At 73.5% G+C, this 22,907-nt stretch carries 20 protein-coding genes; 7 read left to right on the top strand and 13 right to left on the bottom strand.

Annotated features, from left to right (window positions below; translation table 11 throughout):
• Nucleotides 1-29: 29 nt before the first annotated feature.
• A complete protein-coding gene (locus tag IF00_RS0128950) occupies nucleotides 30-887 on the top strand; it encodes a phosphotransferase (protein ID WP_030323051.1) in 858 nt (285 codons plus the stop codon).
• A 47-nt stretch (nucleotides 888-934) separates the two neighbouring features.
• Nucleotides 935-1,759 (top strand): alpha/beta fold hydrolase, encoded by an 825-nt coding sequence (locus IF00_RS0128945; protein ID WP_030323049.1) that lies wholly within the window; start codon nucleotides 935-937, stop codon nucleotides 1,757-1,759.
• Here the strand turns inward: IF00_RS0128945 and IF00_RS0128940 are convergent.
• The 4 genes from IF00_RS0128940 to IF00_RS0128925 form a co-directional block, all read right to left on the bottom strand.
• Nucleotides 1,756-2,481 (bottom strand): 3'-5' exonuclease, encoded by a 726-nt coding sequence (locus IF00_RS0128940; protein ID WP_030323048.1) that lies wholly within the window; start codon nucleotides 2,479-2,481, stop codon nucleotides 1,756-1,758. The genes IF00_RS0128945 and IF00_RS0128940 overlap by 4 nt on opposite strands.
• A gap of 87 nt (nucleotides 2,482-2,568) precedes the next feature.
• Nucleotides 2,569-3,849 carry an SAV2148 family HEPN domain-containing protein gene (locus IF00_RS0128935; protein WP_030323046.1) on the bottom strand — a complete coding sequence of 427 codons (1,281 nt, stop codon included), beginning with the start codon at nucleotides 3,847-3,849 and terminating at the stop codon, nucleotides 2,569-2,571.
• Nucleotides 3,850-3,959: 110 nt separating this feature from the next.
• On the bottom strand, nucleotides 3,960-5,330 hold the full coding sequence (locus tag IF00_RS0128930; protein ID WP_030323044.1) for a copper amine oxidase: 1,371 nt from the start codon (nucleotides 5,328-5,330) through the stop codon (nucleotides 3,960-3,962).
• A 73-nt stretch (nucleotides 5,331-5,403) separates the two neighbouring features.
• Nucleotides 5,404-6,258, bottom strand: a complete 855-nt coding sequence (locus IF00_RS0128925) for a hypothetical protein (RefSeq protein ID WP_030323042.1) — start codon at nucleotides 6,256-6,258, stop codon at nucleotides 5,404-5,406.
• Between the two features lie 138 nt (nucleotides 6,259-6,396).
• Here IF00_RS0128925 and glgX point away from each other — a divergent pair, with 138 nt between their 5' ends.
• Nucleotides 6,397-8,517, top strand: coding sequence for a glycogen debranching protein GlgX (glgX, locus tag IF00_RS0128920; RefSeq protein ID WP_030323041.1), 2,121 nt, complete (start codon nucleotides 6,397-6,399; stop codon nucleotides 8,515-8,517).
• Here glgX and IF00_RS0128915 read toward each other — a convergent pair.
• Nucleotides 8,486-9,718: an MFS transporter gene (locus IF00_RS0128915; protein ID WP_037639248.1), complete on the bottom strand. Its 1,233-nt coding sequence runs from the start codon at nucleotides 9,716-9,718 to the stop codon at nucleotides 8,486-8,488. The genes glgX and IF00_RS0128915 overlap by 32 nt on opposite strands.
• A 90-nt stretch (nucleotides 9,719-9,808) precedes the next feature.
• Between IF00_RS0128915 and treY the strand changes: the two genes are divergently transcribed.
• Entirely contained in the window at nucleotides 9,809-12,187 is a 2,379-nt protein-coding gene (gene treY, locus IF00_RS0128910; protein WP_037639246.1) for a malto-oligosyltrehalose synthase, read from the top strand.
• An 85-nt stretch (nucleotides 12,188-12,272) separates the two neighbouring features.
• Here treY and IF00_RS0128905 read toward each other — a convergent pair whose 3' ends face one another.
• The 3 genes from IF00_RS0128905 to IF00_RS0128895 form a co-directional block, all read right to left on the bottom strand.
• Complete coding sequence (locus IF00_RS0128905) at nucleotides 12,273-12,758, bottom strand: hypothetical protein (protein ID WP_245234666.1); 486 nt, start codon at nucleotides 12,756-12,758, stop codon at nucleotides 12,273-12,275.
• Between the two features lie 103 nt (nucleotides 12,759-12,861).
• A complete protein-coding gene (locus tag IF00_RS0128900; protein ID WP_030323033.1) occupies nucleotides 12,862-13,995 on the bottom strand; it encodes a cytochrome P450 in 1,134 nt (377 codons plus the stop codon).
• Between the two features lie 157 nt (nucleotides 13,996-14,152).
• Complete coding sequence (locus tag IF00_RS0128895; protein ID WP_030323031.1) at nucleotides 14,153-14,701, bottom strand: FHA domain-containing protein; 549 nt, start codon at nucleotides 14,699-14,701, stop codon at nucleotides 14,153-14,155.
• Between the two features lie 248 nt (nucleotides 14,702-14,949).
• On the opposite strand from IF00_RS0128895, the gene IF00_RS0128890 reads away from it, so the two are divergent.
• Nucleotides 14,950-15,867 (top strand): GNAT family N-acetyltransferase, encoded by a 918-nt coding sequence (locus IF00_RS0128890; RefSeq protein WP_425338346.1) that lies wholly within the window; start codon nucleotides 14,950-14,952, stop codon nucleotides 15,865-15,867.
• A gap of 61 nt (nucleotides 15,868-15,928) precedes the next feature.
• Nucleotides 15,929-17,680, top strand: a complete 1,752-nt coding sequence (gene treZ, locus IF00_RS0128885) for a malto-oligosyltrehalose trehalohydrolase (RefSeq protein ID WP_030323027.1) — start codon at nucleotides 15,929-15,931, stop codon at nucleotides 17,678-17,680.
• A 15-nt stretch (nucleotides 17,681-17,695) separates the two neighbouring features.
• On the opposite strand, the gene IF00_RS0128880 is transcribed toward treZ, so the two are convergent.
• The 4 genes from IF00_RS0128880 to IF00_RS0128865 form a co-directional block, all read right to left on the bottom strand.
• Nucleotides 17,696-18,859, bottom strand: a complete 1,164-nt coding sequence (locus tag IF00_RS0128880; RefSeq protein ID WP_051820659.1) for an aminopeptidase P family protein — start codon at nucleotides 18,857-18,859, stop codon at nucleotides 17,696-17,698.
• Between the two features lie 74 nt (nucleotides 18,860-18,933).
• On the bottom strand, nucleotides 18,934-19,893 hold the full coding sequence (locus IF00_RS0128875; RefSeq protein WP_030323023.1) for a DUF1444 domain-containing protein: 960 nt from the start codon (nucleotides 19,891-19,893) through the stop codon (nucleotides 18,934-18,936).
• A 49-nt stretch (nucleotides 19,894-19,942) separates the two neighbouring features.
• Nucleotides 19,943-20,824 carry a LysR family transcriptional regulator gene (locus tag IF00_RS0128870; RefSeq protein ID WP_037639244.1) on the bottom strand — a complete coding sequence of 294 codons (882 nt, stop codon included), beginning with the start codon at nucleotides 20,822-20,824 and terminating at the stop codon, nucleotides 19,943-19,945.
• Between the two features lie 19 nt (nucleotides 20,825-20,843).
• The gene (locus IF00_RS0128865; protein WP_030323020.1) at nucleotides 20,844-21,377 is read right to left on the bottom strand and encodes a tetratricopeptide repeat protein; all 534 of its coding nucleotides are present in this window, start codon (nucleotides 21,375-21,377) and stop codon (nucleotides 20,844-20,846) included.
• A gap of 96 nt (nucleotides 21,378-21,473) precedes the next feature.
• On the opposite strand from IF00_RS0128865, the gene IF00_RS0128860 reads away from it, so the two are divergent.
• Nucleotides 21,474-22,256, top strand: a complete 783-nt coding sequence (locus IF00_RS0128860; protein ID WP_051820658.1) for a CTP synthase C-terminal region-related (seleno)protein — start codon at nucleotides 21,474-21,476, stop codon at nucleotides 22,254-22,256.
• On the opposite strand, the gene IF00_RS0128855 is transcribed toward IF00_RS0128860, so the two are convergent.
• Nucleotides 22,253-22,903 (bottom strand): nucleoside/nucleotide kinase family protein, encoded by a 651-nt coding sequence (locus IF00_RS0128855; RefSeq protein ID WP_030323017.1) that lies wholly within the window; start codon nucleotides 22,901-22,903, stop codon nucleotides 22,253-22,255. The two genes, IF00_RS0128860 and IF00_RS0128855, sit on opposite strands and share 4 nt — an antisense overlap.
• Nucleotides 22,904-22,907 lie beyond the last annotated feature (4 nt).

The raw sequence follows: 22,907 nt of genomic DNA, 5'->3' as shown, positions 1-22,907 counted from the left end.
GGCTCAATCGCACAGGTAGGGAGAGGTCGATGGACGAGGCGCGGGCGCGGGAGATCCTGGCCGCGGCGGGGTTGCCGGTCGCGGAGGCGCGACTGCTGGCCCTCGGAGAGAACGCGGTCTTCGCCGTGGGCGATCTCGCCGTGAAGGTGGGCCGGGACGCGGAGCTGTTCGAGCGGGCGGAGCGGGAGCTGGCGCTGGCCGCCTGGCTGGCCGACGCGGAGGTCCCGGCGGTGCGGGCCGCCGAGGAGAAGCCGCGGCTGGTCGAGGGGCACCCGCTCACCATCTGGCACCGGTTGCCCGATGCCGTACGGCCCGCGGAGCCCCGTGATCTGGCGCCCCTGCTCCGGCGGATCCACGCGCTGCCCGAGCCGGCGGCCTTCGCGCTGCCGCGCCGTGAGCTGCTCGGCGGGGTCGAGCGGTGGCTGCGGCTCGCGGCCGACGCGATCGACCCGGCGGACGCGGCGTTCCTGCGGGAGCGGCGCGATGCCTTCGCCCCGGCGGCGGCCGCGCTGACGCCGCACCTGTCGCCGGGCCCGATCCACGGCGACGCCCTCCCCCGGAACGTCCATGTGGGCCCCGACGGCCCGGTCCTGGTGGACCTGGAGACCTTCTCCTCGGATCTGCGCGAGCACGACCTCGTGGTGCTCGCCCTCTCCCGGGACCGGTACGGCCTGGATCCGGCCGCTTACGAGGCCTTCACCGAGGGGTACGGCTGGGACGTGCGGGAGTGGGAGGGGTGCGCGGTGCTGCGCGGGGCGCGGGAGACCGCGAGCTGCGCGTGGGTGGCGCAGCACGCGCCGACGAACCCGAAGGCCTTGGCCGAATTCGAGCGGCGGGTGGCCTCGCTGCGGGACGGTGACCCCGAGGTGCGCTGGTACCCGTTCTGACATCATGTGGTCCTGACCGAACCGGGGTCCGAGAACGGGGTGTTGGGATGCGCGTGGAACTGTCCGAGGTGACGCTCGACGTCGAGGTGAGCGGCGAGGGACCGGCCGTGCTGCTCGTGCACGGCTTCCCCGACAGCCACCGTCTGTGGCGTCATCAGATCCCGGCGCTGAACGCGGCCGGGTTCCTGACGGTCGCCCCGACACTGCGTGGCTTCGGCGCCTCGGACCGTCCCGAGGGCGGTCCGGAGGCGTACCACCCGGCCAAGCACGTGGGCGATCTGCTGGAGCTGCTCGCCCGGCTGGAGGTCGACCGGTTCCACGTGGTGGGCCACGACTGGGGCTCGGGTCTTGCGCAGGGCATCGCGCAGGTTGTGCCCGACCGGGTGGCGAGCGCGACGCTCATGTCGGTGGGCAACCTCGCGGCGATCCTCGCCGCGGGCTGGGGGCAGCGGCAGCGCCTGTGGCACCTGTCGATGTTCCAGCACGAGGGACTCGCCGAGGAGTGGCTCTCCCGCGAGGACTTCGCGCGTCTGCGCGAGATGCTCGACGACCACGCGGAGGCGGAGGCCGTCCTGGAGCCGTTGCGCGCTCCGGGCGGGCTGACCGCCGCCCTCCAGATCTACCGCTCGGGGTTGTCCATCGAGACCCAGCTGGCCGCGCCCCCGGTCCTTCCCCCGCTGTCCGTCCCGGCCATGGGCGTCTGGTCCGTCGGCGACCGTTTCCTCGACGAGCGGCAGATGGTGGACACCGGCGCTCACGTCTCGGGTTCCTGGCGCTACGAGCGCGTGGAGGACGCGGGCCACTGGTTCCCGCTGGACCAGCCGGACAGGGTGAACGAACTACTGCTCTCCTTCCTCAAGGAGAACGGCTAACCCGCCACCGCGACCGCCTCGCGCAGGGGCCACGTGGACTCGACGACCGCCTCCGTGTCGCCCTTGCGGCGCAGGAAGGCCTGGAAGTTCTCGGCCCAGGCGCGGTACCAGTCGATCTGGCGCTCGTGGAGCTCGGCCGGGTTCAGTTCGGCGACCTGGCGGTGCCGCTCGGCTATCGCGACGGCGACCCGGACGGCGGCGAGGGCGTCGGCGGCGGCCTGGTGGGCGGCTTCGAGCACCACGCCGTACTCCCCGCAGACTGCTTCGAGGTTCCGCTTGCCGCGCCGGTAGCGGTCGACGGCCCGGTCGATGGTGTACGGGTCGACGACGGGCCCGATGGGGACGCCGCCGAGCCGTTCGCTGAGTGAGGGCAGTCCGTGCCGGCGCAGCTCGGCGGAGAGCAGCGTCAGGTCGAAGGAGGCGTTGTACGCCACGATCGGGACGCCGTCCTCCCAGTACTCGGCGAGGGCCTTCGCGATCTCGTCGGCGACCTCGCGCACCGGCCGGCCCTCGGCGGCCGCCCGCTCGGTGCTGATGCCGTGGATCGCGGAGGCCTGTTCCGGGATGCGGATGCCCGGGTCGGCGAGCCAGTCCCGCCGGCGTGTGACGTGTCCCCCGCCGTCGACCTCGATGATCGAGGCGGTCACGATCCGGGCCTCCAGCGGTTCGGTGCCGGTCGTCTCCAGGTCGAAGCCGACCAGCGTCTCGCCGTGCCAAGCCATCGGGTCCTCCTTACGTGATCTCCCCCGTGGTGCTGACCACCCTCGCACGCACCACTGACAACACCCCCGGCCTCCCCCGCCGAAGAGTCAGGAGACGGGCCGGGAGTCGAGCCACACGGACTCGAATTCCTCCCGGTATGTCTCGAATAGTCCGTGATCGCCGTCACGGATGCCCTGGCCGTGACGCACCACGTTCCGTCCGCCGCCGCGCAGGACGAGCACCGGCGCCTCCATGCCCCGGGCCCGGCGCAGATAGGACTGCACGACGCCGACCCCGTCCGGTCCGTCGCCGTCCACCAGATACGCGGTGAAGCGGGGCGTCTCGTCGAAGACGTGGATCTGGAAGGCGCCCGGGTCCCGGAGCTTGGAGCGGACCCGGCGCATATGGAGGATGTTCATCTCCACCGAGCGGCTCAGCTCGCCCTTCTTGAGGCCGAGTTCGCGCTCGCGGCGCTTCACCGCGCTGCTCGCGGGGTTGAGGAAGAGGAGCCGGGTCCGGCAGCCGGACTCGGCGAGCCGGACCATGCGGCGCCCCGAGAAGTTCTGCACGAGCAGATTGAGACCTATGCCCGTGGCGTCGAGGCGGCGGGCGCCGCCGAAGAGGTCCTCGGCCGGCAGCTGCCGCTGGAGCCGGACCCGGTCGGGGTGGACGGAGACCACGTCCGCGTACCGGTCCCCGACGAGGTCCTCGACCGCGTCCACGGGCAGCCGGTCGGCGGAGGGCACCCCGGCGCCGCTGCCGAGGATCTCCAGGATGCGGGCCGAGGCCCGTTCCGACTGGGCGAGGACGGTCAGCGAGAGCGCCCGGTTGCGGGAGACCACGTTGCGTGTGACCTCCAGCTCGTCGAGGGCGAGCTCGACCTCGCGCCGGTCGTCGAAGTACGGCTCGAAGCACGGCCAGTGCTGCACCATCAGCTCACGCAGCTGCGGCAGCGTGAGGAAGCTGAGGACGTTGTCGTCGGCCGGGTCGAGCAGATAGCCCTTCCGGCGCGACACCTCGCGCACGGCGACCGCCCGCTGCACCCACTCCTGGCCCGCAGGGCCCGCCGCGGCCACCACCCATTCCTCGCCGTGCACGGGCTCGTACACGGGCCGCAGGACGGCGGCGACCACGGCGCGGAGCCGCTGCTCGACGAGGTTCAGCCAGATGTACGCCCGTCCCGCGCGCTGGGCGCGGGTGCGGACCTCGCTCCAGGCCTCGGCGTCCCAGTCGAGCTCGGCGCCTATCTCCACCGGCCGGGTCACGGTGACCGTGCCGGGCGGCGCGGCGCCCGGCGGCGCGACCGCGCCCGGGGCCTCGGCGGGGCCGGCGGGACCCTTCTCCTGACCCGGATCCCCTGGGGGCAGCTCCAGACCTCCCGAGCTCACCCGCGCACCGCCTTCTGCTCCTGGACGCCCGTGTCGACCGGTCCGACAACGATCAAGGAAGGGTACTCCGCGAGCGGGAGGCGGTGCAGCAGGATCGTCAGGCTCCTTCCTCAACTCCCCAGATCGGGCTGCCCGTTCTGGGAGGCGAGATCGGACGGAGTGAGCGGATTCATAGCGGTTACGTCCCTGGGCGCGAGCTGGAAGCCCTGCCAGTGGACCGGCATGGGCTGCTGGTCCTCGTCCCGGGCGATGTGGTGGAACCCGATGTTGACCCAGACGGACGGTTTGGTCAGGGTCTCGCCGTTGACCCACTTGTCCACGCTGTCACCGGCGTTGGGCGCGCAGTTGCCGATGTTGTTGCTCGCGAACTTCTCGCAGGCGCGCGCCTGGGTGAAGTACACGTCGTGCCGGGTGAAGCCGCGCCCCGCGTGGGTGTCCGTGTGGCCGGGGACGATCTCGTACGAGCGCTCGTGGCCGTCGGCGTTCTTGCCGGTTCCGCTGACCACCCGCCACCAGCGCATGTTCTTGGCGTCGCCGGCGAGCTCCTTGGTGACGACGGTCCGCTTGGTCTTCACGGTCGGTCCGCCGCCGCCCGGGGCGGGCGCGGTGACGGTGGAGTCGAACTGCTCGACGCGGTCCTTGGTGGAGCCGTCGAGACCGAAGTCGAGCTTCCAGAAGACGTTGTGGGCATGGCTGGTGGCGTAGGCGCGGGAGCCCTTGCCGATGGGCCAGCCGCGGCCGTCGGTGGCGTTGTAGTCGACGGGCGAGAGGCTGCCGGTGGCACCGACGTTGGCGCCGATGGTGCCGTCGGCGGAGAACCGCCATTCGGAAATGTACTCGTACCAGCCGACCTTGTTCACGGTGTAGACGAGCAGGTCCTTGGCCTGCGCCTGGTACACCTTGCCGCCGGTGTCGCTGGCCATGCGGTAGGCGTGGCCACGCGCCCGCGTGGTGGTGCACAGGCCCTTGATCTGGCCGACCTCGGGCACCTTGACCGTGGTGAGGGTGCCGCCGGGGCACTCGGCCGGCTTGAGGTTCTGCAGGCCCCAGCCGAAGCCCGCGCCGGTGAGGTCGTCGTACTCGGCGACCCCGTCGTCGTAGGGCACGTGGATCTGGGCGAGCCGGGCGCTGGTGAGGACCTTGATGGGGGCGGCCGCGCCGGGCGGCTGGTAGGTCACCTTGTCGAGCGTGAGCCCGGCGTCGGTGTCGTAGCGCCAGCACATGCGCCAGGTGGCGCCGCCGTCGAGCTTCTGTGTGATGCGGTAGGCGTTGGAGCAGTCGGCCTCGGGCGTGACGGGCGTGCGCGTCGGGGACGGCGGCGGTACCGCGGGGGTGCGCGTCGGGGCCGGTACGGGGGCCGCGGTGGCCCCGGTCGCCGGGCCGGTGGCGGCGGTCGCGGTGCCGAGCAGGACGGCCGCGGTCAGGACGGCGCCGCGCGTGCGTCGCTTCCGCCGGGTGATCGGGCTGTGCGGGGTGGACATGGGAACGTACTCCCTCGTACGGAGATCGGCCCGCCGTCCGCGAGGGGCGGCGGGAGAGGACCGGCGGCGGTGGTCAGCCGACGCGGGTGACGGTCCTCGCGGAGAGGTCGACGATCAGGTCGCGGGTGTCGATCCAGGCCCCGTTGAGGACCTTGGTGACGAGCCGTACGCAGCGGTGCTCGCCGCAACGGGTGAGCTGCGCGGGCACGTTCGCCTCCCGGTAGGTGCGGTAGACGTCGCCGTTGAACCACAACTGGCCGGTGGAGGTGAGCTCCTTGCCGGTGGCGTCCTTGTAGTCCTCCTTGACGCCCTTGCCGAGGGGGCCGGCGAGGATCAGCTCCAGGGCCTCGCGCAGCTCCTCGGGGTGGGCGGAGGGCTGGACCCCGCGCTGCGCTGCGGACTTCTCGACCTTCCCGGTGGCGAGGTTGACGGTCCGGGTGATGAGCTCGTCCCGTCCGTAGTCGTAGAAGCGGACCTCGGCGCGGCGCGTGCCGTCCCCCGGCAGCGGGTCGGCGAGCCCGGTGCCCAGGTGCTGGGGTCCCCGGCCGCCCTCGACGTTCTGCTGGGCGGCGGCGGGCGGGGTCAGCGCCAGCGTCTCGGCCCGGGCGAGCTCGTCGTCGGTGAGCGGGTCGCTTCCCACGCCCTTCTCCCCCTCGGCCGCCGCGGGGGCCACGGTCGCCGGCGGGGGCGTGGCGCCCTGCGCCTGCGCCCCGGCTCCGGACTCCGCCGCGCCGGCGCCCTCCGCTTCCCCGCTCGCCCCGCCCCCACCGGCGGCACCGCCGAGCGTGGTGCCGCCCGCGGCCCTGGGCGGAGCCTCCCCCGCCGATACCCCCGGCAGGCTGATCGCGACCGCGGCGGCCGTTCCCGTCACCGCCATGGCCGCTCCGGCCACCACCTTCCCCAGGTGGCGGCGCGCTATTTCGTACACACTTCCCCCTCATTCCCCCTCTAGGTCTGCGGTCACCCGGTAGGACGGGGCGAAGTCCTAGGAGGTTGCCCCTCTTTCGGGCAGGATTCGGCCGAAGAACAGCTATAAAACCCGGACAGAAGAGGAAGAGTCGTATCCATGCAGGTCTGGCCGGGACAGGCGTACCCTCTGGGCGCCACCTATGACGGAGCGGGAACCAACTTCGCGGTCTTCTCGGAGGCCGCCCACAGAATCGAGCTGTGTCTGCTCCACGACGACGGCTCGGAGACGGCGGTGGAGCTGCGCGAGACCGACGCGTTCGTGCGGCATGCCTATCTGCCGGGTGTGATGCCCGGTCAGCGGTACGGGTTCCGGGTGCACGGCCCGTACGCCCCGGAGCGCGGGCTCCGCTGCAACGCGGCGAAGCTGCTCCTCGACCCCTACGCACGGGCGGTGTCGGGGCAGGTCGAGTGGGGCGAGGCGGTGTACGGCTATCCCTTCGGGAGACCGGACGCGCGCAACGACCTGGATTCGGGGCCGCACACGATGACCTCGGTCGTGGTCAACCCGTACTTCGACTGGGGCGACGACCGGCGGCCGCGCACCGAGTACCACCACACGGTGATCTACGAGGCCCATGTGAAGGGCCTGACGATGCTCCATCCGGATCTTCCGGAGGAGCTGCGCGGCACGTACGCGGGTCTGGCGCATCCGTCGGTGATCGGGCACCTCAAGGAACTGGGTGTCACGGCGCTCGAACTGATGCCCGTTCACCAGTTCGTGAACGACCACCGGCTGGTCGACGCGGGGCTCTCCAACTACTGGGGCTACAACACGATCGGCTTCTTCGCCCCGCACAACGCCTACGCTTCGTGGGGAGACCGGGGCCAGCAGGTCCTGGAGTTCAAGTCGGCGGTACGGGCGCTGCACCAGGCGGGCATCGAGGTCATCCTCGACGTCGTCTACAACCACACCGCCGAGGGAAACCACCTGGGCCCGACGCTCTCCATGCGGGGCCTGGACAACCCCTCGTACTACCGGCTCGCGGACGACCCCCGCTACTACACGGACACCACCGGCACGGGGAACTCGCTGCTCATGCGCTCCCCGCACGTGCTCCAGCTCATCATGGACAGCCTGCGGTACTGGGTGACCGAGATGCACGTGGACGGTTTCCGCTTCGACCTGGCGGCCACCCTGGCCCGCCAGTTCCACGAGGTGGACCGGCTGTCCTCGTTCTTCGACCTGGTGCAGCAGGACCCGGTGGTCAGCCAGGTGAAGCTGATCGCCGAGCCCTGGGACGTCGGCGAGGGCGGCTACCAGGTGGGCAACTTCCCGCCGCTGTGGACCGAGTGGAACGGCAAGTACCGGGACTGCGTACGGGACCTGTGGCGGGGCGAGCCGCGCACCCTCGCCGAGTTCGCCTCCCGGCTGACCGGCTCCTCCGACCTCTACCAGGACGACGGACGGCGGCCGCTCGCCTCGGTCAACTTCGTCACCTGCCACGACGGTTTCACCCTGCGGGACCTCGTGTCGTACAACGACAAGCACAACGAGGCGAACGGCGAGGGCAACCGGGACGGCGAAAGCCACAACCGCTCCTGGAACTGCGGCGCGGAGGGCGAGAGCGAGGACGTCGGGATCGCCGAGCTGCGCGCCCGCCAGACCCGTAACTTCCTCGCCACCCTGATGCTTTCGCAGGGCGTTCCGATGCTCAGTCACGGCGATGAGTTCGGGCGCACCCAGGGCGGCAACAACAACGCCTACTGCCAGGACAACGAGGTGTCCTGGGTGCGCTGGCCGAAGGAGAACAGCGAGGCGGAGGCCACGCTGCTCCGCTTCACCCGGGCGATGGTGCGGCTGCGCCGGGACCATCCGGTCTTCCGGCGCCGCCGCTTCTTCCACGGGCGGCCGGTGGAGGGCACCCACGACGAGCTCACCGACATCGCCTGGTTCACGCCCGAGGGCGAGGAGATGACGTCCCGCGACTGGCAGGCGGCGCACGCCCAGGCGCTGACCGTCTTCCTCAACGGCAACGCCATCTCGGAGCCGGGCACCCAGGGCGAGCGGATCGCCGACGACTCCTTCCTGCTGATGTTCAACGCCTCGTCGAAGGAGCTGGAGTTCGCGGTCCCCGACAGCCACGGGACCCGCTGGCGCACGGTGGTGGACACCTCCGATCCGGAGGGCATGCCACCGCAGGAGGGCCCGGAGCTCGCGGGCGGCGAGCGGGTGACCCTCGCGCCGCTCAGCCTGACCGTTCTGCGCCGGCCGGCCTGAGTTCCCGTACGGGACCGGGCGCCGCCGCCCGTACCGTCCAGGACAGCAGCGCGCAGGCCACGGCCGCCCCCACCGCCACCGCGAAGGCGGCGGGGGCGCCGTGGCCTTCGGCGAGCCTGCCCGAGACGGCCAGGGCGAGGGCCTGACCGGCCACGACCCCGCTGGTGAGGAAGGCCATGGACTCGGCGAGCCGGGCGGCCGGCACGGCCCGCTCGGTGAGCCCGAAGACGGTGATCAGGTGCGGGGCGTAGGCGGCGCCGAGGACGACCACGACCGCGTACAGGGCGCCGAGGGAGCCGACGAACAGCAGCGGTACCGAGAGGACGACCAGCGCGGCGGTCGCCGCGCGCCAGCGGGTCGTCAGCCCGATCCGGGCGGGCACGGCCGCCATGGAGAGACCGACGGCGGCGCTCATGACCCCCATCGCCGCGTAGACGAGACCGGCCTGGGCGGGCGCGCCGAGCTCCTCCGTGAGCGCGGTGATCCCGGCCTGCGAGGCGCCGAACATGGCGCCCTGGAGGACCATCGTGCCGCGCAGGGCGTACGCGGATCCCGGCAGTCGCGTCCGTTCGGCGGCGCCCGTACGGGTGGACGCCGACGGCTCCGGAAGGGTGACCCGCGCCGTCGGGTGGAGGGCGAAGGCCGTGCCGAAGACGGCGAGCAGGAGGGACGCCAGAAGGAGCGCGGCCGCCGGATGCGCGAGGGCGGCGGCGAGTCCGACGAACGCCGGACCGAGGACGAAGGACACCTCGTCGAGGGTCCCCTCGAAGGAGAGCACCGTGCCGACGGTCCGGTCGTCGGCGCCGGAGCGGCGGACGAGGGCCACCGAGCGGGTCCGGGCGAGCGGCCCGACCTGGGGGACGGTCGCCCCGGCGAGCCCGCCGAGGATCATCAGCCAGGCCGTGGGGGCGTGGGCGAGCGCGGCGAGGACCAGGGCGGTGACGGCGACGGCGTTGGCGAGGGAGGCCGCGAGGACGACCCCGCGCTGGCCGTGCCGGTCGGTGAGCCGGCCGACGAGGGGCCCGCCGACGGTCTGCCCGGCCGCGAGCGCCCCGCCCGCCAGTCCGGCCGTGGCGAGGGAGCCGCTCGTCTCGGCGACCAGGAGCAGGCTGCCCAGCTGGCACATGGCGGTGGGCAGCCGACCGAGGAAGGAGACGACCGGCAGGGCGGGGCCGAGCAGGGAGAGGGTGTCGCGATACATCCGGAGCATCGGGCGAACGTAACGCGATGCACACGAACGGGTGCATGGGGCGATGACACAGAAGCCCTCTCGCGGGGTACGTACGTTCGCATGACCTCCCTCCCGTCCGGCCCGGCCTCCCTCCCGTCCGCCTCCGCCTCGGCCCTTTCCGCGCTTCCCACCGCCACCTACCGGCTCCAGCTCCAGCCGGAGTTCCCGTTCGCGGCGGCCGAGCGGGCCGTGCCGCACCTCGCTGGCCTCGGGGTCTCGCACCTCCATCTCTCCCCCGTCCTGGAGGCGGTCCCGGGCTCGACGCACGGGTACGACGTCACCGACCACCGGTCCGTGCGCGCCGAACTCGGCGGCGAGGAGGGGCTGCGGGCCCTCGCCGCGACCGCGCGGGCGCACGGGCTCGGCCTCGTCGTCGACCTGGTGCCCAACCACATGGCGGCCTCCGCCCGGCACAACCACGCGCTGCGCGCCGTGCTCCGCGACGGTCCCGGCTCCCCGTACGCCCGCTGGTTCGACATCGACCGGTCAGCGGGGGACGGCCGGCTGCTGCTCCCGGTGCTGCCCGCGCGGCTCCCCGAGGTACGGGACCGGCTGCGGGTCGCGGACGGATCGCTGCACCTGGACGGCCAGGACTTCCCGCTGCGGCCGGGCACGGAGGGGCTGCCGCTCGACGAGCTGCTCGACGCCCAGTGGTACCGGCTCGCCTGGTGGCGGCTCGCCCGCACCGAGCTCAACTACCGGCGCTTCTTCACGATCTCGGAGCTGATCGGGGTACGGGTGGAGGACCCCGAGGTGTTCGGGGCGACCCACGCGAAGATCGTGGAGCTGGTCCGGGACGGGGTGGTCGAGGGGCTTCGGATCGATCACCCGGACGGACTCGCCGACCCCCAGGGCTACCTGGAGAGGCTCGCCGAGGCCACCGGCGGGCGCTGCTGGACGGTGGTCGAGAAGATCCTCACCGGCCCCGAGACCCTGCCGGCCGCCTGGCCGGTCGCCGGCACCACCGGGTACGACGCCCTGCGGCACGTCGACGGGGTGTTCACCGATCCGGTCGGCGCCCATGAACTGACCGATCTGTACCGGGAGTTCGTCTGCCGGGCGGGCGACAGGGGCGGCCGTTGGGAGGCGACCGAGCGACGCGCCGCGTACGAGGTGGCCGGCCACGACCTGGCCGCCGAGACGGCCGTCCTGACCCGGATCGCGGAGCGGGTCTGCGCCGCCGACCCCGCCCTGCGGGACCACGCGCCCTGGGCGCTGCGCACCGCCGTGCGTGAACTCCTCGTCCGGGTCCCGGTCTATCGCCCCTACCGGACCGGCGGCGAGGAGGTGCTGACCCCGGAGGCGGCGCGCGGCGCGAAGGCGGCCTTCGCGGTGCCGGAGGAGGCCGCGGCGGTCGACGTCGTTCGGGACCTGGCGCTCGGGAGGCTCGGTGACGGGCCCGAACACCGGGCGTTCCGGGCAAGGTTCGCGCAGACCTCGTCGGCGCTGCGGGCCAAGTCCGTGGAGGACACGGCCTTCTACCGGTACACCCCGCTGCTCTCGGCGAACGAGGTGGGCGGTGACGCGGGGCGCCCTGCGGTGCCGGTGGACGAGTTCCACGCGTACTGCCGGCGGATCGCACGGGACTGGCCGGGCACCGGCACCGTCCTGTCCACGCACGACACCAAGCGCAGCGCCGACGTCCGTGCGGCGATCGCGGTCCTCTCGCAGTGCCCGCAGGTGTGGGCGGATCTCCTCGGGGAGGTCGCGGGGGTGCCGGCGCCGGACCCGCACGTGGCCTGGACGGCCTGGCAGACCGCCTTCGGCTTCGGCACCCCCGATGCGGAACGGCTCGGCCCGGCGATCCTCAAGTCCGTACGGGAGGCCGGGCTTCGGACCAGCTGGACGGAGCCCGACACGGAGTACGAGCGGGCGGTGGAGGAGTTCGCGGCGGCCGGTCCCGGCCGCATCCCGCTCCGGGCGGCCTCGGAGGCGGCCTTCGCCCTGGAGCCGCACATCCGGGCACACGCGCTGGGCGCGCTGCTCACGCAGCTGACGATGCCGGGGGTGCCGGAGCTGTACCAGAACACGGAGCGGGAGTACCGGGCACTGGTCGACCCGGACAACCGGGCCTTGTTCACGGTCGGCGCGGACGACGACCACACGGCCCTGGTGCGGGCGGCACTGCGGCTGCGGCGCGAGCGCCCCGCGGCCTTCGGCGCCCGGGGTACGTACATCCCGCTGACGGCCGAGGGTCCGACGGCGGCCCACTGCCTCGCCTTCAGCCGCTCCGACGAGGTGATCACCGCCGTCACCCGGCTGCCGCTGCGTCTCTGGGAGACGGGCGGCTGGCAGGACACGGAACTCGTCCTGCCGGAGGGCCGCTGGGTCGATGTTCTGGACGGAGTACGGGAGTTCATCGGCGGCCCGGCGACGGAGCTGAAACTGGCGGAGCTGTTCGCGGAGCGGCCGGTGGCGCTGCTGGCGCGGACGGAGTGAGGCGAGGCTCGGCGTCCGCCATGACTGCGCGGGGACACGGGAGGCGGGACGCCTCTGGGGGCGTCCCGCACCGTGCCGACGACCGTCAGGAGCGGGAGGCTCGCGAGACCTCGCACTTGGTGTACTCGGATCCGTCGCCGGAGCCGGGGTACGAGGTGGACAGTTCGGCGCTCGCCGAGGCACCGGCGGCGACCGCGATGGCGGTCTTGGTCGCGGTGGCCGGGACCGCGGTGCCGCCGGCGTCACCCTTGAACTTCATGGTGACGCTGTAGTCGTAGTCGAGGGCACCGCTGTTGTTCACGGTGATGCGGGCGACGAGGTTCTTGGTCGCCGCGTCGTACCTGCACTCGTTGATGGTCACGTCGCGGGCGGCCTTGTCGGCGCTGCTGGAGCCGCCGGGGAGGGAGCCGCCGGAGGTGCCGCCGGAGGTGCTGTCGTTGTCGCTGTTGTGGTTGCTGCTGCTCGAACCGCCGGAGCTGCTGCTGCCGCAGCCGCCGCCGTGCGAGCCGCGGGCACCGGTCAGGGCGACGACCGCGATGCTGAAGACAGCGATCGCGCGGACATGACGCATCTTCACGTTTGAATCCCCGTTGGAAGTGGTAAAGAAAAGGGCGCTCTTTGACGAGCGCACGTCACCTTAGCAGCGAGCGGACGGACGCCTTCCCACCCCGGGATCAGCCACCGGGACGGACGATCAGGCTCCGCGGCGCCCAGGTGATGAGGCCGGTCCACACCGGCCGGAAGCCGTGGGCGAGGCGGAGCCGGGGCATGGCCGCGAACAGGGCCCGCAGGGCGTACTCGGCCTCCAGGCCCGCCAGGATCACGGCCGGGCAGAAGCCGCTGCCGTAGGTCAGCTGACCCGGGTCGTCGCGGAGCGGGTCGAAGCGGTCGGGCTCGCGGAAGCGCTCCGGGTCGCGTCCGGCCGAGCCGACGAGGAGGGCGACGGACGCACCCGCGGGGAGGACGCCGCCGCTGACGGGGACCTCGGCCGCGGTACGGCGCACGGCGATCTGCACGGGCGGGTCACGGCGCAGCGACTCCGCCCAGGCCCGGCCCACGAGGCCGGCGGGGGCGTCACGCAGGGCGGCGACCTGGTCCGGGTCCGAGAGGACGTTGCCGAGGAAGGAGGCGAGGGCCTTCTCCCGTACGGCGATCTGCCCGCCGCACTCCCCGGCGAGGGCTCCGGCGGCCCGGCCGCGGACGAGCCGCATCATGTCGCGGTAGGGCACGCCTACGGCGGCGGCGACGGTTCCCGCCGGGAGCCAGTGGCAGAAGTCGGCGACCAGATCGGCCTGGGGCCGCTCGGCGATCCGGCGGGCCAGGACGTACGCCGTCCGCTCGGTGACCGAGCGGAGGGCGGCCACGTCGACGTCGACGTGGGCCCGCGCGCACGGCGGGTCGCCGGGCCGGTGCCCGTGCGTGAAACGGCTGTCGGTGAGGGCGGTGGCCACGTCCGCGTACCGGCTGAGCACCCAGGCCCGCAGCAGCGGGTCGTAGGTGAGCGGGAACTCCTCGCGCAGGGTCCGGTGGATTCCGTGCGGGTCGCGTGAGGCACCGGGGTCGAGGGGGCTCGGCGCGACGACCCGGCCCCCGGACGGGCCCCCGCCGCCGGGCGCGGTCCGTACCCGCGCCGCCAAGGGCGCGAGACCACCCGGCACCACGGCGCTCACACCCGCACCCGCCCGGCCGCCGGCCGGGGGCGTCGCCGGCGCCATGGACGGCAGCCGGGTCCAGGGGTCCCCGGGCGACAGCTCCGGCCGGTCGTCCCCTATGCCGCGGCCCGGCTCGCGGTTCTGCTCGTGGCTCATCGCGCCCCCTGTCGATCGGCGGTGGGTGCCGCGGCCGGAGATCGTGGCGCGCGTCCCCACAGCCCATCACCGCCCGCGCCGCACCGCCCGCCGCATACCGCCGAACGGGTGAACGCCACCGAGGCGGTCACCAGGGGTGGTGGGCTCCGGGCTGCTCCTAGCCGTGCGACAGCCGGAACGACATCTGGCCGAAGCCGACGACGTCGCCCGACCGTACGACCACCGCTCCCGTGACCCGGCGGCCGTTGACCGTCGTGCCGTTCGTCGAGCCGAGGTCGCGGAGGATCCACATGCCGCTCTGCATCGACAGTTCGGCGTGCAGCCGGGAGGCCGTCTCGTGGCTGAGGCGGAGGCCGTTGACCGGATCGCGGCCGATGCGCAGGGGGTGCGGGCCCGGCAGGGGCAGCAGGAGTTTCGGCAGGCGCTCCGCGGACCAGGCGCGTCCCAGCCTGGCCGTGAACGCGGACATCCGCTCGACCGCGCCCACCACCCGACGGGTCCAGGTGCCCTCGGTCCTCAGGTCGGCGGTGAGCAGGGCGAGTTCGTCGGGGCGCCGGGCCTGGAGCGCCCGCTCCATCCGGTAGACGAACGTGTCGTGCGAGAGGCGGCCCTGAGCGGCGCCCTCACGGAGCAGCACCAGCGCGCGGTCCCGCTCGGCGTCGGTCAGCCGAGGGGTGTTCGCCGGAAGCTCGAAAGGGGTCGTCACATCTGTGATTGTCGGTCCGTCGGGCCCGCAGTGTCCAGAAGGGTCCCCTGCCGGGAAACTCCGTACCCCCTCGCCGATGATCGCTGTTACGGTCTGCCGTCTCCACAGCACGGATCCCCAGGGGGAAACACGACGTGACCACGTCTCCTTCGAGCACCACGAGCACCACCGGCACCACCGGCACCACCGGCACGGCCGGCGCGCGCGATCTCGTCATCCGTCCGCTCGCCGGACCCGAGGAACTCGACCTGTTCCTCCGTCTCACCTACTCGCTCGACCACGAGCTCGCCGACGACCTCGCCACCGGCCGACGCGTCCCCGGGTGGATGTGGGTCGCCCTCGACGGCGACCGGCTCATCGGCCGGCTCTCCTGGTGGGCGAACGCGGCCGGCGGCGCCCCGCAGGCGCTCGACTTCTTCGACCTCGCCCCCGAGCTGTCGGAGGCGGAGCGCGCCGAGATCGGTCCGCGGCTCCTGGAGACCGCCACGGCCGCCGTGATCCCGGCGGGCACACAGCGCCCGGAGTTCGGCCGTTTCATGCCCGCGGACTGGCGTGAGGTGCCGGAGACGCGGTCGCTCCTGGAGTCCGTCTTCGGCGCCCTGGTGGCCACGGGGGCCCGCCCGCTCGTCGAGCGGCTGCGCCTGGAGTGGCGGCCCGGCACCCCCGTGCCGGAGCCGAAGGGCCGTCTGGAGTTCCGCCCGGTGCGGGACCGCGAGGACCTCGTCGCGCTGATGACGCCGGTCATGGAGGGCACGCTCGACGCGCACGGGCAGGCCGATCTCGCCTCCGGCCTGTCGGCGCGCGAGGCCGCGGAGCTGCACTACGACGAGGAGTTCGCGCACTACTCCTCGCCGAAGGAGTGGTGGCAGGTGGCCCAGCTGCCGGAGACCGGCGAGCCGGTCGGCTTCGTCGTCCCTGCGCGGAACAACTACCACCACACGATCGCGTACATCGGCGTCCTGCCCGCCCACCGCGGCCACGGCTACATCGACGACATCCTGGCGGAGGGCACGCGCGTCCTGGCCGCGGCCGACGTCCCCCGGATCCGGGCGGCGACGGACCTGGACAATGTGCCGATGGCGGCGTCGTTCGCCCGTGCGGGCTACATCACCTTCGAGCGGGCCATCAACTACGTGTGGGACACACCGGGCGTGGCGGGGTCCTGACTGCCAGGATGGTCGCGGTAGTCAGTCGTGGAGCGGCTGGTCCGTCGACGAGGGGATTTCCGTGCTCTTCGAGGTGTGGGCGCCGAACGCCCGTGACCGGGTGACGCTGGAGCTGAACGGCTCCGCGCATCCCCTGGACCGGGACGCCGAGCGGGAGGGCTGGTGGACGGGCGTCGTACCCGCCGAGGACGGCGACCGGTACGGCTTCTCGCTCGACGGAGGGCACCTGCTGCCCGACCCGCGCTCCCGCCGGCAGCCCGACGGACCCGACGGGCTGAGCGCGGTCGTCGACCACTCCGCGTACGTCTGGCGGAACGAGTCCCCGAGGCTGCGGCTCCGCAGCAGCGTCCTGTACGAGCTGCACCTCGGCACCTTCACCCCGGAGGGAACCCTGGACGCGGCGGCCGCGCGCCTCGGGGAGCTCGCGGGCCTCGGCGTCACCCATGTGGAGCTGATGCCGCTGTGTCCGTTCCCCGGGGTACGGGGCTGGGGGTACGACGGGGTGGCACCGTGGGCGGTGCACGAGCCGTACGGCGGCCCCGAGGCCCTGAAGCGGTTCGTGGACACCGCGCACGGGCTCGGCATGGGCGTGGTCCTCGACGTGGTGCACAACCATCTGGGACCCGACGGCAACCATCTCCCCTTCTTCGGCCCGTACTTCACGGAGACCCACCACACGCCCTGGGGCGCCGCGGTGAACCTGGACGCGCCCGGTTCGGACGAGGTCCGGGCGTACTTCCGGGGCAGCGCGCTCGCCTGGCTGCGGGACTACCGGATCGACGGGCTGCGGCTCGACGCCGTGCACGCGCTCGCCGACACCCGGGCGCTGACCTTCCTGGAGGAGCTGTCGGCGGCCGTCGACGAGCTGGCGAAGGAGCAGGGCCGCCCGCACTTCCTGATCGCCGAGTCCGATCTCGCCGACCCGCGGACGACCACCCCGCGCGCGCTCGGCGGCATCGGGATCCACGCCCAGTGGAACGACGACTTCCACCACTCCCTGCACACCGCTCTGACCGGCGAATCCCAGGGCTACTACGCGGACTTCGCGCGCGCCCCGATGGCCGCGCTCGCGAAGACGCTCACCCATGTCTTCTTCCACGACGGCACGTACTCGGCGTTCCGGGGCCGCCGTCACGGGCGTCCGGTGGACCGGGAGCGCACCCCCGCCCACCGCTTCCTCGGATACGCGCAGACCCACGACCAGATCGGCAACCGGGCCCTGGGCGACCGTCTTTCGGGCTCTCTCTCCCCCGGTCTGCTCGCCTGTGCGGCGACCCTCGTCCTCACCGGCCCCTCGGTGCCGATGCTCTTCATGGGCGAGGAGTGGGGGGCGACCACACCCTGGCAGTACTTCACCGACCACACCGACCCCGAACTCGCGGAGGCCGTTCGGCGGGGCAGGCGGCGGGAGTTCGCGGAGCACGGCTGGGACGAGAACGAGGTCCCCGACCCGCAGGAGCCCGCCACCCGTGACCGTTCGGTCCTCGACCGGGCCGAGCGGGGGCGCGACCCGCACAAGCGGCTGCTGGCCTGGTACCGCCTGCTCATCGCGCTGCGCCGCACCCTGCCCGACCTGACGGACCCGGATCTCGCGGGTGTGAAGGTGGCGTTCGACGAGGAGGCCCGCTGGCTGGTCTTCCGGCGCGGGATCCTGCGGGTGGGGGTCAACCTGGGCAAGGAGCCGGCGTTGATCCCGCTCGGCTCCAACGGCCGCGACCAGGTCCTGGCGGAGTGGGAGCCGGTCGGGACCCCGGCGGTGGACGGGGTCCTGCGGCTCCCGGGCGAGTCGGCGGTCGTCCTGACGGACGGCTGAGCCGCCCCCCAGTGACTACTCGACGATCGCCATCTCGTGCGGGGTGTTGTTGAAGCGGCGCCCCGCGCCCTCTTCCGTCGCCGTCACGATGTCCTCGATCCGGACGCCGAAGCGGCCCGGCAGATAGACGCCGGGTTCGATGGAGAAGCACATGCCCGGCACGATCGGGAGCTCCTCGCCCTCGATCATGTACGGCGGTTCGTGGGTGGTGACGCCGATGCCGTGGCCGGTGCGGTGGATGAAGTACTCGCCGTACCCGGCGTCCGTGATGACCTTGCGGGCCGCCCGGTCGACCTCCTGGCAGGCGACGCCGGGCCGTACCGCCTCGAAGCCGGCCTGCTGGGCCTCCCGTACGAGGTCGTGGACGCGCCGCTCCTCGTCGGTGGGGTCGCCGACGTGGACGGTACGGGTGGTGTCGGAGCCGTACCCGTGCTTGAGGCCGCCGAAGTCGAGGACCACCATGTCGCCGCGCTCGATGACCCGGTCGCCGGCTTCGTGGTGCGGGTTGGCGCCGTTGGGACCCGAGCCGACGACGGTGAAGTCGACCTGCGAGTGCCCGAAGCGCAGCAGCAGCGCGGCCAGGTCGGCGGCGACGTCGGTCTCCCTCCGGCCGGCGAACCGGACGTCGAGGATCTCGCCGTACGCCCGGTCGGCGGCGGCCCCGGCGGCCGCGATCCGGGCCAGCTCGTGGGCGTCCTTGACGCCGCGGAGCATCGGCAGGGCCTCGGTGAGGGAGACGTACGAGGTCCCCGGGAGGGCCTTCTGGAGGCCGAGGAGGTGCATGGCCCAGGCGTTGTCGCTGACGCCGAACCTGCCGTCGACGTCGAGGAGCGGCGCGGTGACGGCGTACGGGTCCTTGCCGTCGGTCCAGTCCCGCAGGGTGAGGGCGGCGGCCCCGGCGGCCTTCTCGGCGTCGGGGGCCTCCAGGGTCGGGACGACGAGGACCGGTTCCTGTCCGGGGGCGATGACGAGGGCGGTCAGCCGCTCGGTGATCGCGGTGGGCTGGTAGCCGGTGAGGTAGACGAGGTCGGGGCCCGGGGCGACGATCACGCCCGCGAGTCCGGCGTCGGCGGCGGACGCGGCGGCGCGGGCCATCCGGGCCCGGTAGTCGTCCGCGATGAACGGAACGGGGGTCTCGCCGCGCTCCTCGGCCGCTTCGGGGGCGGGGGTGCTCGACATGGGGTCTCCTTCTCGGCTCCGCTGCATCCTGGACGTACAGCATCCTGCCGGGCGACGACCGGGCCCGCGACCGCTCAGCGCGGGTCCGGGCCCTGGGCGATCAGCCGTTCCAGGAGTTCCTGGAATTCGTCGCCGACGACGATCCGCAGGTCCCCCCGCTCCTCGTCGTGCTCACTGAGCTGGGTGAGCGTGCCGCCGCGCCACCAGAAGACGTACGGGCTGATGGCGCCCGGCGTGTCCTCGTACCCGGAGGCGGCGAAGGAGGCCATCGCGCCGAGGGCCGGGATGATCGAGGTGTCCCGGATGGGGTGGAAGGCGAGCTGGTGCCGGAACGGCATCGCGACCAGGGCGCCGTGCTCGCCGAGCGGCGCCCCGGTGACCCGTCGGGCGACGCCCTCCAGGTCGAGGACGCGGCTCGCGGTGTAGAAGGAGTCGCCGAGGATGATCTCGAAGCACATGCCGTCGGCGTCGCGAACGGTCTCGTGCTCCTCGACGGGCAGCCCGCGCAGATTGCGCAGGGCCCGGTCGCGCAGCTGGGCGTGGTCGCCGAGCCGTTCGAGCGCGTCGTCGGTGAGCATCATGACGCTCTCCGGCAGGTCGAGGGCGAGGATCTCGTACAGGCCGGGGGCGACGGTCCGCGCGTAGCCGAAGGCGGCGGCGTCGATGCCGTCACCGCTGACGACCCGGGGGTAGAGCTGGGAGCGGATCTGCTCGGGCGGCAGGGTGTCGAGCGCCGACGGGCCGTCCATGGCCCGGACGACCAGGCCGATGTGACGGTTGATCATGCCGGGCCAGACGCGGGGCCCTCGCCGGTCCTGGTGGCAGACGGCGGCGAGGTTGCCGAGGCCGAAGCGGCGGCCCTTGTCGTCGACGACGTGGTCGGCGTAGACGCTGACCTCCAGGCCGAGCTCCGCGAAGGTCTCCCGGACGCGACCGCGGAAGAGCGCCGCCTCACGCTGCGAGAAGTACGCGAACCCGGGGTCCCTCGGTGCGTCGTCGCCGTCCCGCCTGGGTCCTCGTCGCAACCACCCCACGCCCGCCCGCCTTCCGTCGCCGTTGCGCACAGGGTAGCGACTGCCGGTGTCAGCTCTTGAGCCGTCGGGTGAACTCGGCCACCGGGCCGCCGGGTTCGGCCCGTGAGGCGGTCGGGAGGAGGAGTTCGGTGCGGTGGACGAGGCGGGGCGCGATCAGAGGGACGGCAGTGGCGCCGGCGACGTCCGCCGCGACCGGCGCGGGCAGCAGGGCGAGGCCGTGACCGGCGGCGGCCAGCGCGGCGAGGGTGCGGGTGTCGGTGCCCTCGTAGCGCAAGGCGGTACGGAAGCCCCGTCCGGCCGGCCCGCCGTGGGCGCCCCGCAGCCGGTCGAGGGGGAGGCCGGCGGCGGGCGCGTCGAGCCAGCGGGCGTCGACGAGGTCGTCGAGGCGGAGCCCGGAGCGCCCGGCGAGCGGATGGGTCGTGGGCAGGACGACGGCGAGCGGCTCCTCGGCGACGCCGGTCGCGGCGAGCGGGGCGACGTCGGACAGCCGCAGCGGGTCGCTGGGGGCGGCGATGCCGTCGACGAGCCCGGCGTCGGCCTCGCCGGTGGCGACGGCGGCGGGCACCGCCTCGCGGGGCAGGGCTCGCAGGGTGACTCCGGTGGCGGGCAGTGCGGCGAGGGTACGGGCGTGCAGCGCGAGCGGGGAGGCGGCGACGCTCAGGGTGGCGCGGGGCGCGGCCGCGAACCGGTCGAGGTCGGCACGGGCCGCGTCGAGCCGGAGCAGCAGCGCCCCGGCGTGTTCGAGGAGCCGCTCCCCCGCCGGGGTCGGGGCGACCGGCCGGCGGGTGAGGAGCGGCAGCGCGAGGTCGGCCTCCAGGGCGGCGATGTGCTGGGAGACGGCGGACTGGGTGTAGCCCAGCTCGCGGGCGGCCTCGGAGAAGGAGGCGAGCCGGGCGACGGTGACGTACGTACGGAGGAGGTGCGGGTCCATGGAGTGCGCGCCGGGCCCGTCAGGACCCGTCGGGGGCGGTGAGGAGCGCCTGCGCGTAGTGGGCGAGGGAGCGGTTGTAGCGGGGCAGCAGGGGTGCGAGGGCGCCGAGGGCGAGGGCGGCGGCCTCGCGGTCGCGGCCGGTGTCGGCGAGGGCGAGGGCGAGGAAGGCGTCGACGGCGCCGGAGAGCGCGGTCTCGTCGGCGTCGAGCTCGGCGGCGGGGACGGCGCGCTCGGCGGTGAGGAGTTCGACGCTGCGGTCGGGGCGGCCGAGGTTGCGCAGGCTGCTGGCGAGCTGGATGACGGCCCGCCGGCGGCGCAGTCCGGTGAGGCCCTGGTCGAGGGCACGCCGGTAGAGGCGCACGGCCTCCTCCGGCTCTCCGGTGGAGTCGTGGGCGGCGCCGCGTTCGAAGAGGGCGGCCGGGTCGTCTTCGGGGCGCTCGGCGGCGAGCTCGGCGACACGGGCGCGGAAGTCTGCGGGCTCGTACGTGTCGAGCCGCTCCCAGAGGGCGGCGACGCGGTGCTCCCAGTCGGACGGTTCCTGATCGGTGGTCATACGGCCACCCTATCCAGCCCGGTATAAGCGTTCCTGATGGGCAGTGCAGTGATCATCGTTGGACGTGAACGGGTGGCGACGCCAAGGATGGTCCCCATGAACAGCGTGAACACCCGCCCTCGCACCCCTCGGATCGCCCTGGTCGGCGACCGCTCCCCGCACGTCCGCTCCCACGTCCGGATCCCCGTCCTCCTCGACGCCCTCGCCGAGCGCGACGGCCTCGCCCTCGACGCGTACTGGATCCCGACCGGGGACGCGGAGACACCCGGCGCGGTGAAGGGCTTCGACGCGGTGTGGGTGCTCCCGGGGAGCCCGTACGCGAGCGAGGCGGGGGCGCTGGCGGCGATCCGTACGGCCCGCGAGGACGGCATCCCGTTCCTCGGCACCTGCGGCGGGTTCCAGCACGCGCTCCTGGAGTACGCGCGGGGCGTCTGCGGTCTGACCAGTGCGGCGCACGCGGAGAACGACCCGTCGGCCGACTCCGGCGACCTGCTGATCGCGCCCCTCGCCTGCTCGCTGGTGGGCCACGAGGGAGTCGTACGGGTCACCCCGGGCTCGCTCGCCGAGCAGGCCCTCGGCGCGGAGCGGACCACCGAGCGCTACCACTGCGACTACGGCCCCGACAGCCGCCACCTGGACACCCTGCGGGCGCACGGCATGCGGTTCACGGGCGCGGACGAGGAGGGCGGCGTCCGCATCGCCGAACTCCCCTCGCACCCCTTCTTCCTGGCGACCCTCTTCCAGCCGGAACTGGCCGGCGACGGCACCCGTCCGCACCCGCTGATCAGGGCCCTCGGAACAGCGGCGGCGCGGCACGCGACAGACGCCCTCCAGGGCCTGCCGTCACCTTCCCGTCTGCCCCGCGACGCCTGGGCCTAGGACATCGGCACGAAGAGGTGGGCGCGGTCGCGGTCGCGGGCGACCAGGCGGGCGTTCGCCTCGTCCGAGTCCCGGACCCAGCGTTCGGCGCGGGCGCGGTCCTTGCCGAAACGCACGTGACGCTCGACGAGCCGGGGGACTCGGCGCCGGGCGTCCAGGTCGAGGTACCAGGCCTCGTCGAGGAGCGGCAGGACGCCGGCCCAGGCGCCCTCGTCGTACAGCAGGTAGTTGCCCTCGGTGACGACCAGCGGGATCTCGGGGCCGACGGGTATCGCCCCGGCGATCGGCTCCTCCAGGGCGCGGTCGAAGGCGGGGGCGTAGACCGTGGTGCCGGGGGCGGGGGCGCGCAGCCGGGCGAGGAGGGCGACGTATCCGGCGGCGTCGAAGGTGTCGGGCGCGCCCTTCCTGCCGGCCCGGCCGAGGCGTTCCAGTTCGGCCTGGGCGAGGTGGAAGCCGTCCATGGGGACGAGGACGGCGAGCCCGTCGAGGCGGGCGACGAGCCGGGCGGCGAGCGTGGACTTCCCGGCGCCGGGCGCTCCGGCGAGCCCGAGGATGCGGCGGGGCGGGCGGCCGTCCCCGGGGCGCTCGGCGAGGGCCCGCGCCCGGGCGGCGAGGCGGTCGAACTGCAGCGCGTCCATGCGGGGCATTCTC

Source organism: Streptomyces flavochromogenes, from assembly GCF_000717595.1.
Taxonomy (GTDB): Bacteria; Actinomycetota; Actinomycetes; order Streptomycetales; family Streptomycetaceae; genus Streptomyces; species Streptomyces flavochromogenes.
This window is presented reverse-complemented; position numbering and strand designations above follow the sequence as displayed.

Excerpts from the sequence above, each read along its gene's own strand:
- IF00_RS0128950 (WP_030323051.1), top strand. The coding sequence starts at position 30 with ATGGACGAGGCGCGGGCGCGGGAGATCCTGGCCGCGGCGGGGTTGCCG.
- IF00_RS0128945 (WP_030323049.1), top strand. The coding sequence starts at position 935 with ATGCGCGTGGAACTGTCCGAGGTGACGCTCGACGTCGAGGTGAGCGGC.
- IF00_RS0128940 (WP_030323048.1), bottom strand. The coding sequence starts at position 2,481 with ATGGCTTGGCACGGCGAGACGCTGGTCGGCTTCGACCTGGAGACGACC.
- IF00_RS0128930 (WP_030323044.1), bottom strand. The coding sequence starts at position 5,330 with ATGTCCACCCCGCACAGCCCGATCACCCGGCGGAAGCGACGCACGCGC.
- glgX (WP_030323041.1), top strand. The coding sequence starts at position 6,397 with ATGCAGGTCTGGCCGGGACAGGCGTACCCTCTGGGCGCCACCTATGAC.
- IF00_RS0128915 (WP_037639248.1), bottom strand. The coding sequence starts at position 9,718 with ATGTATCGCGACACCCTCTCCCTGCTCGGCCCCGCCCTGCCGGTCGTC.
- treY (WP_037639246.1), top strand. The coding sequence starts at position 9,809 with ATGACCTCCCTCCCGTCCGGCCCGGCCTCCCTCCCGTCCGCCTCCGCC.
- IF00_RS0128905 (WP_245234666.1), bottom strand. The coding sequence starts at position 12,758 with ATGCGTCATGTCCGCGCGATCGCTGTCTTCAGCATCGCGGTCGTCGCC.
- IF00_RS0128900 (WP_030323033.1), bottom strand. The coding sequence starts at position 13,995 with ATGAGCCACGAGCAGAACCGCGAGCCGGGCCGCGGCATAGGGGACGAC.
- IF00_RS0128880 (WP_051820659.1), bottom strand. The coding sequence starts at position 18,859 with ATGTCGAGCACCCCCGCCCCCGAAGCGGCCGAGGAGCGCGGCGAGACC.
- IF00_RS0128870 (WP_037639244.1), bottom strand. The coding sequence starts at position 20,824 with ATGGACCCGCACCTCCTCCGTACGTACGTCACCGTCGCCCGGCTCGCC.
- IF00_RS0128865 (WP_030323020.1), bottom strand. The coding sequence starts at position 21,377 with ATGACCACCGATCAGGAACCGTCCGACTGGGAGCACCGCGTCGCCGCC.
- IF00_RS0128860 (WP_051820658.1), top strand. The coding sequence starts at position 21,474 with ATGAACAGCGTGAACACCCGCCCTCGCACCCCTCGGATCGCCCTGGTC.
- IF00_RS0128855 (WP_030323017.1), bottom strand. The coding sequence starts at position 22,903 with ATGCCCCGCATGGACGCGCTGCAGTTCGACCGCCTCGCCGCCCGGGCG.